We start from the raw sequence: 12,865 nt of genomic DNA, 5'->3' as shown, positions 1-12,865 counted from the left end.
GACGAAGGACCTAATGCCCTCGAGGTGTGCACGAACGTCACACCCCGCTACGGCTTCGCGAAGCCGATCTTCGTGTAGTCGGCGTCGGCCAGACCGAACGCACCGAAGTTGGCGAGATTGCTTCGCACGGCGATGTTTCCCGGCGACTGGGTCAACGGCAGGCTGAACACCTCGTTGAACAGCATCTTGTCCAGCTCGTTCGCCAGCACACGGGACTTGGCCGGATCCAGTTCGCCGACGGTCTGCTCGATCTTCGCGTCGATCTCCGGGCTGCCGATCTGTCCGAAGTTGCTCTCGGCTCCGGTCCGGTAGATCTGCGTCAGGCTGGCGAGCGGGAAAGCATCGCCGCTCCAAGAGAATTGGGCGATGTCGAAGTTGCCGACGGTGACGTAGTCGGTGAAGAACCCGGCCGCCGGGCGGACGTCCAGCTCGAGGTTCACCCCGATCTGGGCGAGGTTGTTCTGCGCGATCTGCCCGTACTGCCGGGTGCTGAGCGAGTCGAACAGCACATCGCGGATCACGAGTTGGCGCCCGTCCTTCTCGCGGAACTGACCGTTGAGCCGCCAGCCCAGCGCATCGAGCTCCTGTTCGGCCTTCTCCGGATCGAAGGTGACCTCGCCGCTGTTGTCCTGGTAACCCTCCTGGCCCGCGACGAAGATGTGGTTGTTCAGCGGTGCGGGGTTGTCGGCGAGTCCACGCTGGGTGACTTCGGCGATCGTCTTGCGGTCGATGCCCTTGGCGATCGCCCGTCGCAGCGCGGGGTCGGCCAGGATCGAACCGGGCGAGCCGTTGAACGTGAAGTGGTACCAGGCCAGGCCGGGCGCACGCCGGATGCTCACACCCTGTGTGCGTCGCGCGATCTGCATCTCGTCGAGTGTCGCCAGACCGGTGGCATCGATGGTGTTGTTCTGCAACGCGGGAATGCGTGCGGCATCGTCGAGCACGAGGAACGTGATGCTGTCCAGCAGAGGCTGCTCACCCCACCATTTGGGGTTGCGGGTCAACGTGATTCGCTTCGCTCCGCGATCCAGGTTGGAGACGATGAACGGTCCCGCCGACGGTCCGGGGCCGTTGAGCTGACCCCTGTTGAAGACCTCCGGGTCCTCCGTCGAGCTCTTGGGCAGCAGCATGCTGGTGCCTGCGAACATCCCCTGCCAGTCGGACCACGGCTTGGCGAAGGTGACGACGGCCTGGCGGTCGTCGACACCCCGCTCGACCTTCTCGACCCGGTCGCTGCCGTTGGTCGCGGCGATCGCGAAGCGGTCGTCGTTGCCGCTGGTGGCGTTGATCTGGGACCGGATGTCCTCCCAGGTTATCGGTGCGCCGTCGCTCCACACCGCTTTCGGGTTGATGGTGTACGTGACGACCTGCGGGTCGGTGCTCGTCAACTCCACGTCGGTGAAGTAGTCGGTGTTGACGGTGGCCGAGCCGTCGGGCCCGATGCGGAACGCGCGCGGCATGGTCGGCTTGAGCACCGAGTTGTTGTCGCCGGTGTTGCCGTCGATGTGCAGCGGGTTGAAGTTGGGCGAGAAGTCGTTGAGCGCCAGCCGGAGGTTGCCGCCTTGCTGCAGGTCGGCGACGTCTCGCGGGTTGATGTCGTTGGTGGTTCCCACCGTCGCCTCGCCGCCGGCGGAGGGGGCCTCCTCGGAACCGCCTGAGCAGGCGGTCAGGGTCAGCGCGGCGATCATGGAAGCCGCAGCGAAGCGTCGCATCTTCATGCGCTCCGACTCTAGCGGCGATTCACCTGCGGTTGCGGCACCGCGGCCAGCAGCCGCCGCGTGTAGTCGTGCTGCGGGTCGGTGAACACCTGGTCACCGTCGCCCTGTTCGACCACGGTGCCCTTGTACATCACGGCCACCCGGTGGGCGAGGTGCCGCACCACCGAGAGGTCGTGCGAGACGAACAGATACGACAGCTCGAACCGCTGCTGCAGATCCAACAGCAGATTGATGATGCCGGCCTGGATCGAGACGTCCAGCGCCGACACCGGCTCGTCGAGGGCGAGGATCTTGGGCTGCAGCGCGAGCGCCCGCGCGATGCCGATGCGCTGCTTCTGCCCGCCCGAGAACTCCGCTGGATAGCGGGAGGCGTCTTCGCGCTGCAGTCCGACGATGCCGAGCAGTTCACCGACCCGTTCGTCACGTTCACGTTTGCCGAACCCGTTGGCCTGCAACGGTTCAGCCAGCACATCGAACACCGGAAGCCGCGGGTCCAGGGAGGCCACCGGGTCCTGGAACACCACCTGCAGGTCGCCTCGCAGCAGCCGTCGTCCCTGCCGGTCCAACGAGGCGACATCCTTGCCGAGCACCTCGATGGAGCCACCCTCGGGCGCGGTCAGCTGAAGAATCTGGTGCAGGGTCGTCGACTTGCCCGACCCGGATTCTCCGACGATGCCCAGCGTGCGGCCCTGCTGCAGTTCGAAGCTGACGCCGTCGACGGCGCGCACCTCCCCGACCTGGCGGCGGAACACCACACCCTTGGTCAGTTTGTAGGTCTTGACCAGATTGTCGACGCGCAGCACCACCGGGGGCTCGGCCGCGGACGGCGTGTCGGGCGGGGTCGTCGACACGCCGTAGATCTCGGCGGCGCTGCGGCCGACGACGTGTTCGGTGCGGATGCAGGCCGCGCGGTGGCTCGCCTCGGAGTTCACGGGCAGCAGCTCGGGCTCGGCGGCAAGGCAGTCGTCGATGGCAAGCGGACACCGCGGGGCGAACGGACATCCGGGCGGCAGCGCGGCCATCGACGGCGGTGCCCCCGGTATGGGGATCAGCCGCGCGCCCTGGGCGGCGTCGAGGCGGGGGACGGAACCCAGCAGCCCGACGGTGTAGGGCATGCGCCGGTCCCGGTACAGCTGCTCGACGCCGGCCACCTCGACCGCCCGGCCCGCGTACATCACCAGGGCGCGGTCGGCGAACTCGGCGACCACCCCGAGGTCGTGGGTGATGATCAGGACACCCGCGCCGGTCACATCGCGGGCGGTCTTGAGCACCTCGAGGATCTGCGCCTGCACCGTCACGTCCAGGGCGGTCGTCGGCTCGTCGCAGATGATCAGGTCGGGATCGTTGGCGATGGCGATGGCGATCACGACTCGTTGACGTTCGCCACCGGACAACTCGTGCGGAAACGACTTGGCCCGCCGGTCGGGTTGGGCGATGCCGACCAATTCGAGCAGTTCGACCGCGCGCCTGCGGGCCGCCTGTCGGCCGATGCCGCGCTGGTGGATCTCTATCGCCTCGGCGATCTGGTCGCCGACGGTGTAGACGGGGGTGAGCGCGGACATCGGATCCTGGAACACCGTGCCGATGGCCTTGCCACGGATCGCGGACATCCGCTGATCGGACAATCCGATCAGCTGGTCGCCGTGCAGCCGGATCGAACCGGACACGTCGGCGTACTCGGGGAGCAGGCCGACGACGGCCATCGCGCTGGCCGACTTACCCGCTCCGGATTCGCCGACCAGCGCGACGACCTCGCCCTTGTCGACGTCGAAGTTCATGCCGCGCACCGCTTTCACCGGTACCGAGTCCGTGGGGAATTCGACGGTGAGATCCCGGACCTCGAGCAGGCTCATCGCTTGCGCCTCCGGAGCTGGCGCGCACCCGGATCGAGCGCGTCGCGCAGCCCGTCGCCGACGAGGTTGGCGCACAAGATGATCAGCACCAGGACACCACCGGGAAACAGGAACAGCCACGGGAACGTCGTCGCTGACTTCGTCCCGTCGGCGATCAGCGTCCCGAGCGACACATCGGGCGGCTGGATACCGAAACCCAAGAAGCTCAGGCCCGTTTCGGCCAACACCGCAACACCGACGTTGAGCGCGGTGTCGATGATGATGATCGACGCGACGTTGGGCAGGATGTGGCGGATGATGATCCGCCAATCGCTGACACCCATATAGCGTGCGGCCGCGACGAATTCGCGGTCGCGAAGGCTCATCGTCATGCCGCGGACGATCCTGGAGCTGATCATCCAGCTGAACAACGACAGCAGCACGATCATCCAGAAGATGTCACCCTTGGTGCGCTGCACGACGATCGAGATCAGCAGGAAGCTCGGCACCACCAGCATCAGGTCGACCAGCCACATCAGGGCAGGGTCGCGCCAGTCTGTGAAGTAGCCCGAGATCGTGCCGACCGTCGCCGCGATGATCGTCGAGATGAACGCGACGCAGACACCGATCAGCATCGACTTCTGCATGCCCCGCAGCGTCTGGGCGAACAGATCCTGTCCCAGGGCGTTGGTGCCGAACCAGTGGTCGGGGCTGGGCGGTTGCTGCAGCGCGAAGTAGTCGAGATCGTTGTAGCTGTAGGGCAATAGCGGGGGCAGCGCGTAGCACCCGACGAACAGGACCACCAACAGCACCAGAGAGATGACGGCCGGCTTGTTACGCAGGAACCGGCGGAACACCAGCGCGCGTCGCGATGCGAACCCGGCTGCTTTCAGGCCGGACTGCGCGGTGGTCGAGCGCTCTGTGGCTGGTTCGGTCATGACACCCGCACCCTCGGATCGAGCGCGGCGTAGACCACGTCGGACAGCAAGCCGGCCAGCAGGATCATCGCAGCGGACAGCACGGTGATGGCGGCGACGATGTTGATGTCCTGGTTACCGATTCCGGTGACGATCCATTCGCCGACGCCGTACCAGCCGAAGATCTTCTCGGTGAACACCGCGCCGGTCACCAATCCCGCGACGCTGTAGGCGAACAACGTCGCCATCGGAATCAGCGCGGTGCGCAGGCCGTGCTTGACGAGCGCACGCCGCCGCGTCAAACCCTTGGCCCGCGCAGTGCGGATGAAGTCCTGACCGAGGACGTCGAGCATCGCGTTGCGCTGGTACCGGCTGTAGATCGCGATCGAGGAGATGGCGAGCGTCATGCTGGGCAGCACCAAATGCTGCAACCGGTCGACGAATTGGTTCCACGCCCCCTCGATGGGGAAGGGTGAGGTCTCGCCGGTGTACTCGAATATCCGAACGCCCAGTACGTTGTTCACGCCCAGCGCGGCCAGGATGAAGAGGTTGGCCAACACGAAGGTCGGTGTGCTGATCACCAGAAGGGACAGCACGGTGACGACGCGGTCGCTGAGCCGATACTGCCGGATGGCCCCCCACGCTCCGGCGGCCACGCCGACCATGGTTCCGATGATTGAGCCGATCACCAACAGACGGAGGCTGACGCCCACCCGCCGCCACAGCTCGTCGGTCACCGGCTGCCCGGCGATCGTCACCCCGAAGTCGCCGCGGATGGCGCCGGATGCCCAGTGGACGTACTGCTCGAGCACCGGCTTGTCGAGACCGAGTTCGACGCGTTTGGCGTCGATGACGGCCTGGGGCGGGCGCGGGTTGCGGCTTTCCAGGCTGTCGAGGGGGTCGAACTGCCACGACGCGAGCAGGAAGACCAGAAACGACGCCAGTCCCAGCAACACCAGGTAGTTGAGCAGTCGGCGGGCCAAGAACCGCGTCATGCGGTGAATCCGTCGGTCGGCTGCATGCGCTCAGGTTAGGAGATGACGGCCCCGATGGCCGTTATGCGGGCCGTTGCGGCCACCGAGCCGGGCATTTTGGTGAACTCTCACCCGGGCCGCAGCGGGCGTCCAGGGACCGCTGGTTCAGTCAATCGACATCTGCGATTTCACCGGTGGCCGCGCCGATGGGGCGACTGGGCAACCACGAATGGAGGAATTCGGATGGCACGTCACAGGGTAGGACGCAGTAATGCAATTCGGGCAGCCTCAGCTGTGGTCGGCGGCGGTGCGTTCGTGGCGATGGCCGCGCTCGGGATGGTGGTCGAACACCCTGCCGGTCCCACTCCGATCGCGATGCCGAGGATGAGCGTCGGCGCGACGGAGACCCAGACAACACCCTCCACTGCGCCGGCGGTCGGCAAGGCGGAGCCGACCATCAAGGGCCCGGCTCCGTTTGCCGTCAAGAAGTGAGCCCGACGTAGGTGGCCACGCCGTCGGTCAAGGCCGAACCGCCGCCCGCGGCCTGACAGACCCTGGCAGGTTCACAGCCGGCGCTTAGGAAGCGCACAGCCGCCCCTCACGACGACCACGATAATGAGAGCCGTGGCGATCCCCGGTGTGAGCGAGCAGCACGCAGGCCGCGTCGTCATGCGTCGCGCCGACGGCAAGCCGATACACGTGCTGGTGGTCGACGACGAACCGGTACTCACCGAGCTGATGTCGATGGCCTTGCGTTACGAGGGCTGGGACATCGCGACCGCGGCCGACGGGGCTTCAGCCATCGCCTCGGCACGTGAGACGCCGCCCGACGTCGTGGTGCTCGACGTGATGCTGCCGGACATGAGCGGCTTGGACGTGTTGCGCAGATTGCGAGAGCAGGTCCCCGGGTTGCCGCTGTTGCTGTTGACCGCGAAGGACTCGATGGAGGATCGCATCGCAGGGTTGACCGCAGGCGGGGACGACTACGTCACCAAACCGTTCAGCATCGAGGAAGTGGTCTTGCGCCTACGGGCGCTGCTGCGGCGCACCGGTGTGACAACTGAACCGGATGGCGCGAAGATCGTGGTCGGAGATCTGGTCCTCGACGAGGACAGTCACGAGGTGACTCGCGGCGGTGAGCCGATCACGTTGACCGCGACGGAGTTCGAGCTACTTCGGTTCATGATGCGCAATCCGAAACGCGTGCTGAGCAAGGCGCAAATCCTCGATCGTGTATGGAGTTACGACTTCGGCGGCCGCTCGAACGTCGTCGAGTTGTACATCTCGTACCTCAGAAAGAAGATCGACAACGGGCGTGCACCGATGATTCACACCCTGCGCGGTGCCGGCTATGTCCTCAAACCCGCGCGCTGACGGGCCGTCGACGCGAATCCGATGGCCGCGGACGTGGTCGCTGCGTGCTCGGCTTCTCGCCTCCCAGATCGTTCTCCTCGCACTGGTGTGCGCGGTGGTCGGGGTGGGGACCGTCGTTGCGCTGCAACACTTTCTGGTCAACCAATTGGATGAGCGCTTGGCCGAAACGGGGCGACGTTCGGCCGGGCTGTTCGAGTTCGGCCCGCCGCCGGCGCCGCCGGGATTCCCGCGCCCGGCTTTCCGTCACCGCATGATCATTCGCGACAACCTCGGGCCAGGTCCCGCATTCCTCAACGCTCCGGGGCAGGCAGCAGGCACAGTGGGCGCGGTGGTCTCGCGCGGCACCCCGGTCGATGCCGGGGTCATCACCGCCGAGGGCTCACGCAGCGAGATCAGCACGGCCGCAGGGCAACAACTGGCGCACGTCGTGCCGGACACGCCGACGACCGTCGACCTCGACGGACTCAAACGCTACCGGGTGATCGCGATGCACACGCCCCGGGGCGGCGAGACGATCGTGATCGGCCTGCCCACATCCGATGTCGACGACACATTGTTCACCGTCGCGGTCATCTTCTGCGTCGTCGGCGCTACCGCGTTGATCGGCGGAACGACGGCCGGCATTGTGATCATTCGCCGTCAACTCGCGCCGCTGGCAAGAGTTTCCGATGCGGCGCGGCAGGTCGCCGACCTAGAACTCGAACGCGGCGAAGTGCGCCTGCCCACGCCGATCGTCAAGGTGGACCCGGCGGGCGCGCACACCGAGATCGGGCAACTCGGCTCCGCGTTGAACCGAATGCTCGATCGGATCGCGTCTGCGCTGTCGGCGAGGCACGCCAGCGAGACCCGGATCCGCCAGTTCGTCGCCGACGCCAGCCACGAGCTACGCACCCCGCTGGCCGCCATCCGCGGCTATACCGAACTGGCACAACGCAAACACGACGACGTGCCCGACGACGTCGCCCACGCCATGAGCCGGGTGGAATCGGAAACCGCCCGTATGACGCAGCTCGTCGAGGACATGCTGCTGCTGGCGCGCCTCGACACCGGACGACCGCTCGAGCAGCAGCCGGTGGACCTGTCGCGCCTGATCGTCGACGCGGTCAGCGACGCGCATATCGCCGGGCCGGAACACCAATGGTCGCTCAATCTCCCCACGGAACCGGTACTCGTCGTGGGCGATGAGGCCCGGCTACACCAGGTGCTCGCGAACCTGCTTGCCAACGCCCGCGTTCACACGCCGCCGGGCACCTCGGTCACCACGTCGCTGACCGTCAAGGCGGATGGCGCCGTGGTACTGACCGTGGCCGACGACGGCCCGGGCATCCCGGGCTGGTTGCAGCCCGAGATTTTCGAGAGGTTCGCCCGCGGAGACTCGTCGCGGTCTCGTCGCGACGGAGGGACGGGCCTCGGATTGGCGATCGTGGCCGCTGTCGTCAAGGCCCACCGCGGCACCATCGAGGTGGACAGCGCCCCCGGTGAGACGCGCTTCGTCGTGACGTTGCCCGGCCGGTGATTCGGCCTTTCCCATTCGATCGGCCTGATTTTCTATGGCCTCTGTACGGGAGCGCGGTTATATGGTCGACGAATGTCTGTGACCGACGAATATCTGAAGAACAACGAGGAGTACGCGAAGACGTTCTCCGGTCCGCTGCCGCTGCCGCCGAGTAAGCACGTCGCGGTGGTCGCGTGCATGGACGCCCGCCTCGACGTCTACCGGATTCTCGGTCTGGGCGACGGCGAGGCCCACGTCATCCGCAATGCCGGCGGCGTCATCACCGACGACGAGATCCGCTCGCTGGCCATCAGCCAGCGGCTACTCGGAACCAAGGAGATCATCCTGATCCACCACACCGACTGCGGCATGCTGACCTTCACCGACGACGGTTTCAAGCAGCAGATCCAGGACGAGATCGGCATCAAGCCCGAGTGGGCCGCCGAGTCGTTCATCGACCTCGAAGTCGACGTGCGGCAATCACTGCGACGGATCGAGGCGAGCCCCTTCGTCACCAAGCACGAGTCGTTGCGCGGTTTCATCTTCGACGTCGCCACCGGCCGGCTGACCGAAGTCACGCTCTGACTCTCGGCGGGCGACCTTACCTGCCGCTGCGCGACCTCCCTCCTCTTGCGCGAGGGTGCGTGTCTGCACACGACATGCCGCGGAAAAACAGCACTTTGCGCACGCTCACGGCCCCGCGGGGTATCCCACTTTGTAGGTTGCGATCGCCTTCGCAGCATTGACAGCAGCGCCCTGCGCACGCTCGCGGCGCGGTGACGGTGCGTTAAGTGGCGACATCTCGCGGCGTGTCGTCGACAGACCCGCACCGTCGCGCAGATAGGGGGCACCGTCGCAGATAGGGGTGCGTTGACACCTCGGACCGCAGCGGTGTCTAATATCCGGTAATGACCATAAATATGGCCATTCCTACCAACTTAACGAGGTAACGATGACGGCCACGACCGAGCAGCTCAACGCCGGGCGTTACGAGCTCAGCCACCTACGGTCCTTGGAAGCCGAGGCCATCCACATCATCCGTGAGGTGGCCGCGGAGTTCGAGCGGCCCGTGCTGTTGTTCTCCGGCGGCAAAGACTCCATCGTCATGCTGCATCTGGCGCTCAAGGCGTTCCGGCCGGGCCGGCTGCCTTTCCCGGTAATGCACGTCGACACCGGACACAATTTCGACGAGGTGTTGCAGACCCGCGACGAGCTCGTCGAGGAGTTCGGTGTCCGGCTGGTCGTCGCGAAGGTGCAGGACGACATCGACGCCGGGCGCGTGGTCGAGACGATCCCGTCGCGCAATCCTCTGCAGACGGTGACCCTGCTGCGCGCCATTCGCGAGAACAAGTTCGACGCCGCGTTCGGCGGCGCACGCCGCGACGAGGAGAAGGCCCGCGCCAAGGAGCGGGTGTTCTCGTTCCGCGACGAGTTCGGCCAATGGGACCCGAAGGCCCAGCGGCCCGAGTTGTGGAACCTCTACAACGGCCGCCACCACAAGGGCGAGCACATCCGCGTGTTCCCGCTGTCGAACTGGACCGAATTCGACATCTGGTCCTACGTCGGCGCCGAGAAGATCAAGCTGCCGTCGATCTACTACGCCCATCGCCGCAAGGTGTTCGAGCGCGACGGGATGCTGCTGGCCGTCCACAAGTACCTGCAGCCGCGCAAAGACGAGGAGATCGTCGAGAAGACGGTGCGGTTCCGCACCGTCGGCGATGTCACCTGCACCGGCTGCGTGGAGTCGTACGCCGCAACGGTTTCCGAGGTGATCGCCGAGACGGCGGTGTCGCGGCTCACCGAGCGCGGCGCCACGCGCGCCGACGACCGCATCTCCGAGGCCGGTATGGAAGACCGCAAGCGAGAGGGTTACTTCTGATGTGGGCCCACGCCCGAAGGGCAGGGGACGCTCGCGCGAAGAACGGACAACACTGATGACTCGCACCACCGAGCGGCCCGGAGCCGCCACGCGGCCCGCCGCGACGCTGCTCCGCATCGCCACCGCGGGGTCCGTCGACGACGGCAAGTCGACCCTGATCGGGCGGCTGCTCTTCGACTCCAAGGCCGTCATGGAAGACCAATTGGCCTCGGTGGAGCGCACTTCCAAAGAACGCGGCCACGACTACACAGATCTGGCGCTGGTGACCGATGGTCTGCGCGCCGAGCGCGAACAGGGCATCACGATCGACGTCGCCTACCGCTACTTCGCAACGCCCAAGCGCAAATTCATCATCGCCGACACCCCCGGCCACATTCAGTACACCCGTAACATGGTCACGGGTACATCCACCGCGCAATTGGCGATCGTCCTGGTCGACGCCCGCCACGGATTGCTCGAGCAGTCCCGCCGCCACGCGTTCCTCGCATCGCTGCTCGGCATCCGGCACATCGTGCTCGCGGTGAACAAAATGGACCTGATCGATTGGGACAGAGAGCAGTTCGAGAAGATCCGCGACGACTTCCACGATTTCGCCGCGCGCCTGGACATCCACGACGTGACGACGATTCCGCTGTCCGCACTCAACGGCGACAATGTCGTCACCAAATCCGACAACACCCCCTGGTACGAGGGTCCGCCGCTGCTGAGCCACCTCGAAGAGGTCTATATCGCCGGCGACCGCAACCTCGTCGACGTCCGGTTCCCGGTCCAGTACGTGATCCGCCCGCAGAGCCTCGAACACCACGATCACCGCAGCTACGCGGGCACCGTCGCGAGCGGGGTGATGCGGGTCGGCGACGACGTCGTCGTGCTGCCCGCCGGGATGACGTCGCGGATCGCGGCGATCGAGGGTCCGAGCGGTCCGGTCGACGAAGCGTTTCCCCCGATGGCCGTGGCGATCAGCCTCACCGACGATATCGACATCTCGCGCGGCGACCTCATCGCGCGGCCCAACAATCAGCCGCGGGTGACCCAGGAGTTCGACGCCACCGTCTGCTGGATGGCCGACGGCTCCGCCCTCGAACCCGGCCGCGACTACGTGATCAAGCACACCACCCGCACCACGCGAGTCCGGGTCACGGCGCTGGACTACCGCCTCGACGTCAACACCTTGCACCGGGACAAGGAAGTCACCGCCCTCAAACTCAATGAGCTGGGCCGGGTTTCGCTGCGCACACAACAGCCGCTGCTGCTCGACGAGTACAGCCGCAACGCAACCACGGGGTCGTTCATCCTGATCGATCCCAACACCAACGGCACCGTCGCGGCGGGCATGATCCTGCCGCAGGTGACGGCCCGCACCTCGAGCCCCAACACCGTCAGGCACGAGTCGCTGTGCAAGGCCGAGGACCGGCTGAGCAAGGGCAGGACCGTGTGGTTTACCGGGCTGTCAGGCTCGGGCAAATCGTCGGTGGCGATGCTGGTCGAGCAGAAGCTGATCGAAAGAGGTGTTCCCGCTTATGTTCTCGACGGTGACAACCTCCGTCACGGGCTCAACGCCGACCTCGGCTTCTCGATGTCTGACCGTGCCGAGAACCAGCGTAGGCTGGCTCACGTCGCAGCTATCCTCGCCGATTCCGGACAGGTTGTGCTGGTGCCCGCGATCAGCCCCCTCGAGGAGCACCGCGCCCTGGCGCGAAAAGTGACCACCGACGCCGGGCTCGACTTCTTCGAGGTGTTCTGCGACACCCCGCTGGAGGACTGCGAACGACGCGATCCGAAGGGCCTGTACGCCAAGGCCCGTTCCGGCGAGATCACCCACTTCACCGGCATTGACAGCCCCTACCAGCGGCCGAAGAATCCGGACCTGAGGCTGACCCCCGACCGCGACCCGGAGGAGTTGGCTCAGATGGTGATCGAGATGCTGGAAGGTCGGCAGTGAGCGATCACGAGCTCGCCGCACGCCTTGCCACCGCGGCTGGAGAACTTCTGCTCAATGTCCGTTCCGAACTCGCCGACGCCACCGCCGCTGAACGGAAAGCAGCCGGAGACAAGCGCTCCCACGACTTCCTGATGGAGGCGCTGCGAGCCGAGCGGCCGAACGACGCCGTGCTCTCCGAGGAGGGCGCCGACGACCCGGTCCGCCTGAGAGCCGAACGCGTCTGGATCGTTGACCCCCTCGACGGCACCCGCGAGTTCTCCGAGCTGGGCCGCGACGACTGGGCCGTGCACGTCGCGCTCTGGGAGGCCGGGACGCTGTCGGCCGGCGCGGTCGCCCTTCCCGCGCAGGGCATCACATTCGCCACGCCCACCGTCGAGGCCCCACCCGCTGCTCCCGACCAACCGCGCATCGTGGTGTCGCGCACGCGCCCGCCGACGATCGCACTCGCCGTGCGCGACGCGCTGCAGGGCACGCTGGTCGAAATGGGCTCGGCGGGGGCGAAGGTGGCGTCGGTCGTCCAGGGCCTGTCGGATGTGTACGTGCATGCCGGCGGCCAGTACGAGTGGGACTCGGCTGCACCGGTTGCCGTCGCACGAGCCGCAGGTTTGCACACCTCCCGCATCGACGGCGCGCCGCTGATCTACAACCGCCCTGACCCGCTGCTTCCCGACCTCGTCGTGTGCCGCCCCGAGCTCGCCGACGCGGTGCTCGCCGTGACGCGTGATTGACTGGGC

At 66.4% G+C, this 12,865-nt stretch carries 11 protein-coding genes; 7 read left to right on the top strand and 4 right to left on the bottom strand.

The features are described from left to right. Window positions 1–47: 47 nt before the first annotated feature. The 4 genes from AU193_RS16315 to AU193_RS16300 are packed head-to-tail and all read right to left on the bottom strand — an operon-like array spanning window position 48 to window position 5,462. The gene (locus tag AU193_RS16315; RefSeq protein WP_064423415.1) at window positions 48–1,718 is read right to left on the bottom strand and encodes an ABC transporter family substrate-binding protein; all 1,671 of its coding nucleotides are present in this window, start codon (window positions 1,716–1,718) and stop codon (window positions 48–50) included. 11 nt (window positions 1,719–1,729) lie between these two features. Beyond that, the gene (locus tag AU193_RS16310) at window positions 1,730–3,571 is read right to left on the bottom strand and encodes an ABC transporter ATP-binding protein (RefSeq protein ID WP_064423414.1); all 1,842 of its coding nucleotides are present in this window, start codon (window positions 3,569–3,571) and stop codon (window positions 1,730–1,732) included. Continuing rightward, on the bottom strand, window positions 3,568–4,488 hold the full coding sequence (locus AU193_RS16305) for an ABC transporter permease (RefSeq protein ID WP_064423413.1): 921 nt from the start codon (window positions 4,486–4,488) through the stop codon (window positions 3,568–3,570). Before AU193_RS16305 ends, AU193_RS16310 begins: the two co-directional genes overlap by 4 nt. Further along, window positions 4,485–5,462, bottom strand: coding sequence for an ABC transporter permease (locus AU193_RS16300; protein WP_064423412.1), 978 nt, complete (start codon window positions 5,460–5,462; stop codon window positions 4,485–4,487). The genes AU193_RS16305 and AU193_RS16300 overlap by 4 nt, the downstream gene beginning before the upstream one ends. A 273-nt stretch (window positions 5,463–5,735) precedes the next feature. On the opposite strand from AU193_RS16300, the gene AU193_RS16295 reads away from it, so the two are divergent. The 7 genes from AU193_RS16295 to AU193_RS16265 all read left to right on the top strand — a co-directional run bounded on the left by AU193_RS16295 (window position 5,736) and on the right by AU193_RS16265 (window position 12,859). Beyond that, window positions 5,736–5,933 carry a hypothetical protein gene (locus AU193_RS16295; RefSeq protein ID WP_064423411.1) on the top strand — a complete coding sequence of 66 codons (198 nt, stop codon included), beginning with the start codon at window positions 5,736–5,738 and terminating at the stop codon, window positions 5,931–5,933. Between the two features lie 177 nt (window positions 5,934–6,110). Continuing rightward, window positions 6,111–6,815, top strand: coding sequence for a response regulator transcription factor (locus AU193_RS16290; protein WP_064423588.1), 705 nt, complete (start codon window positions 6,111–6,113; stop codon window positions 6,813–6,815). Then, window positions 6,793–8,331: a cell wall metabolism sensor histidine kinase WalK gene (locus AU193_RS16285; protein ID WP_064423410.1), complete on the top strand. Its 1,539-nt coding sequence runs from the start codon at window positions 6,793–6,795 to the stop codon at window positions 8,329–8,331. Before AU193_RS16290 ends, AU193_RS16285 begins: the two co-directional genes overlap by 23 nt. A 72-nt stretch (window positions 8,332–8,403) precedes the next feature. Then, entirely contained in the window at window positions 8,404–8,895 is a 492-nt protein-coding gene (locus AU193_RS16280) for a carbonic anhydrase (protein ID WP_064423409.1), read from the top strand. Between the two features lie 367 nt (window positions 8,896–9,262). Beyond that, window positions 9,263–10,189 (top strand): sulfate adenylyltransferase subunit CysD, encoded by a 927-nt coding sequence (gene cysD / locus AU193_RS16275; RefSeq protein WP_064423408.1) that lies wholly within the window; start codon window positions 9,263–9,265, stop codon window positions 10,187–10,189. A 55-nt stretch (window positions 10,190–10,244) separates the two neighbouring features. Then, on the top strand, window positions 10,245–12,131 hold the full coding sequence (gene cysN / locus AU193_RS16270; RefSeq protein ID WP_064423407.1) for a sulfate adenylyltransferase subunit CysN: 1,887 nt from the start codon (window positions 10,245–10,247) through the stop codon (window positions 12,129–12,131). Then, window positions 12,128–12,859, top strand: coding sequence for a 3'(2'),5'-bisphosphate nucleotidase CysQ (locus AU193_RS16265; protein WP_064423406.1), 732 nt, complete (start codon window positions 12,128–12,130; stop codon window positions 12,857–12,859). Before cysN ends, AU193_RS16265 begins: the two co-directional genes overlap by 4 nt. Window positions 12,860–12,865 lie beyond the last annotated feature (6 nt).

It is taken from the genome of Mycobacterium sp. GA-1285 (assembly GCF_001499905.1).
Taxonomy (GTDB): Bacteria; Actinomycetota; Actinomycetes; order Mycobacteriales; family Mycobacteriaceae; genus Mycobacterium.
This window is presented reverse-complemented; position numbering and strand designations above follow the sequence as displayed.

What these genes read in the sequence shown, in the direction of transcription:
- AU193_RS16305 (WP_064423413.1), bottom strand. Translation starts at nt 4,488, where the DNA reads ATGACCGAACCAGCCACAGAGCGCTCGACCACCGCGCAGTCCGGCCTG.
- AU193_RS16300 (WP_064423412.1), bottom strand. Translation starts at nt 5,462, where the DNA reads ATGACGCGGTTCTTGGCCCGCCGACTGCTCAACTACCTGGTGTTGCTG.
- AU193_RS16290 (WP_064423588.1), top strand. Translation starts at nt 6,111, where the DNA reads ATGCGTCGCGCCGACGGCAAGCCGATACACGTGCTGGTGGTCGACGAC.
- cysD (WP_064423408.1), top strand. Translation starts at nt 9,263, where the DNA reads ATGACGGCCACGACCGAGCAGCTCAACGCCGGGCGTTACGAGCTCAGC.
- AU193_RS16280 (WP_064423409.1), top strand. Translation starts at nt 8,404, where the DNA reads ATGTCTGTGACCGACGAATATCTGAAGAACAACGAGGAGTACGCGAAG.
- AU193_RS16310 (WP_064423414.1), bottom strand. Translation starts at nt 3,571, where the DNA reads ATGAGCCTGCTCGAGGTCCGGGATCTCACCGTCGAATTCCCCACGGAC.
- cysN (WP_064423407.1), top strand. Translation starts at nt 10,245, where the DNA reads ATGACTCGCACCACCGAGCGGCCCGGAGCCGCCACGCGGCCCGCCGCG.
- AU193_RS16315 (WP_064423415.1), bottom strand. Translation starts at nt 1,718, where the DNA reads ATGAAGATGCGACGCTTCGCTGCGGCTTCCATGATCGCCGCGCTGACC.
- AU193_RS16285 (WP_064423410.1), top strand. Translation starts at nt 6,793, where the DNA reads ATGTCCTCAAACCCGCGCGCTGACGGGCCGTCGACGCGAATCCGATGG.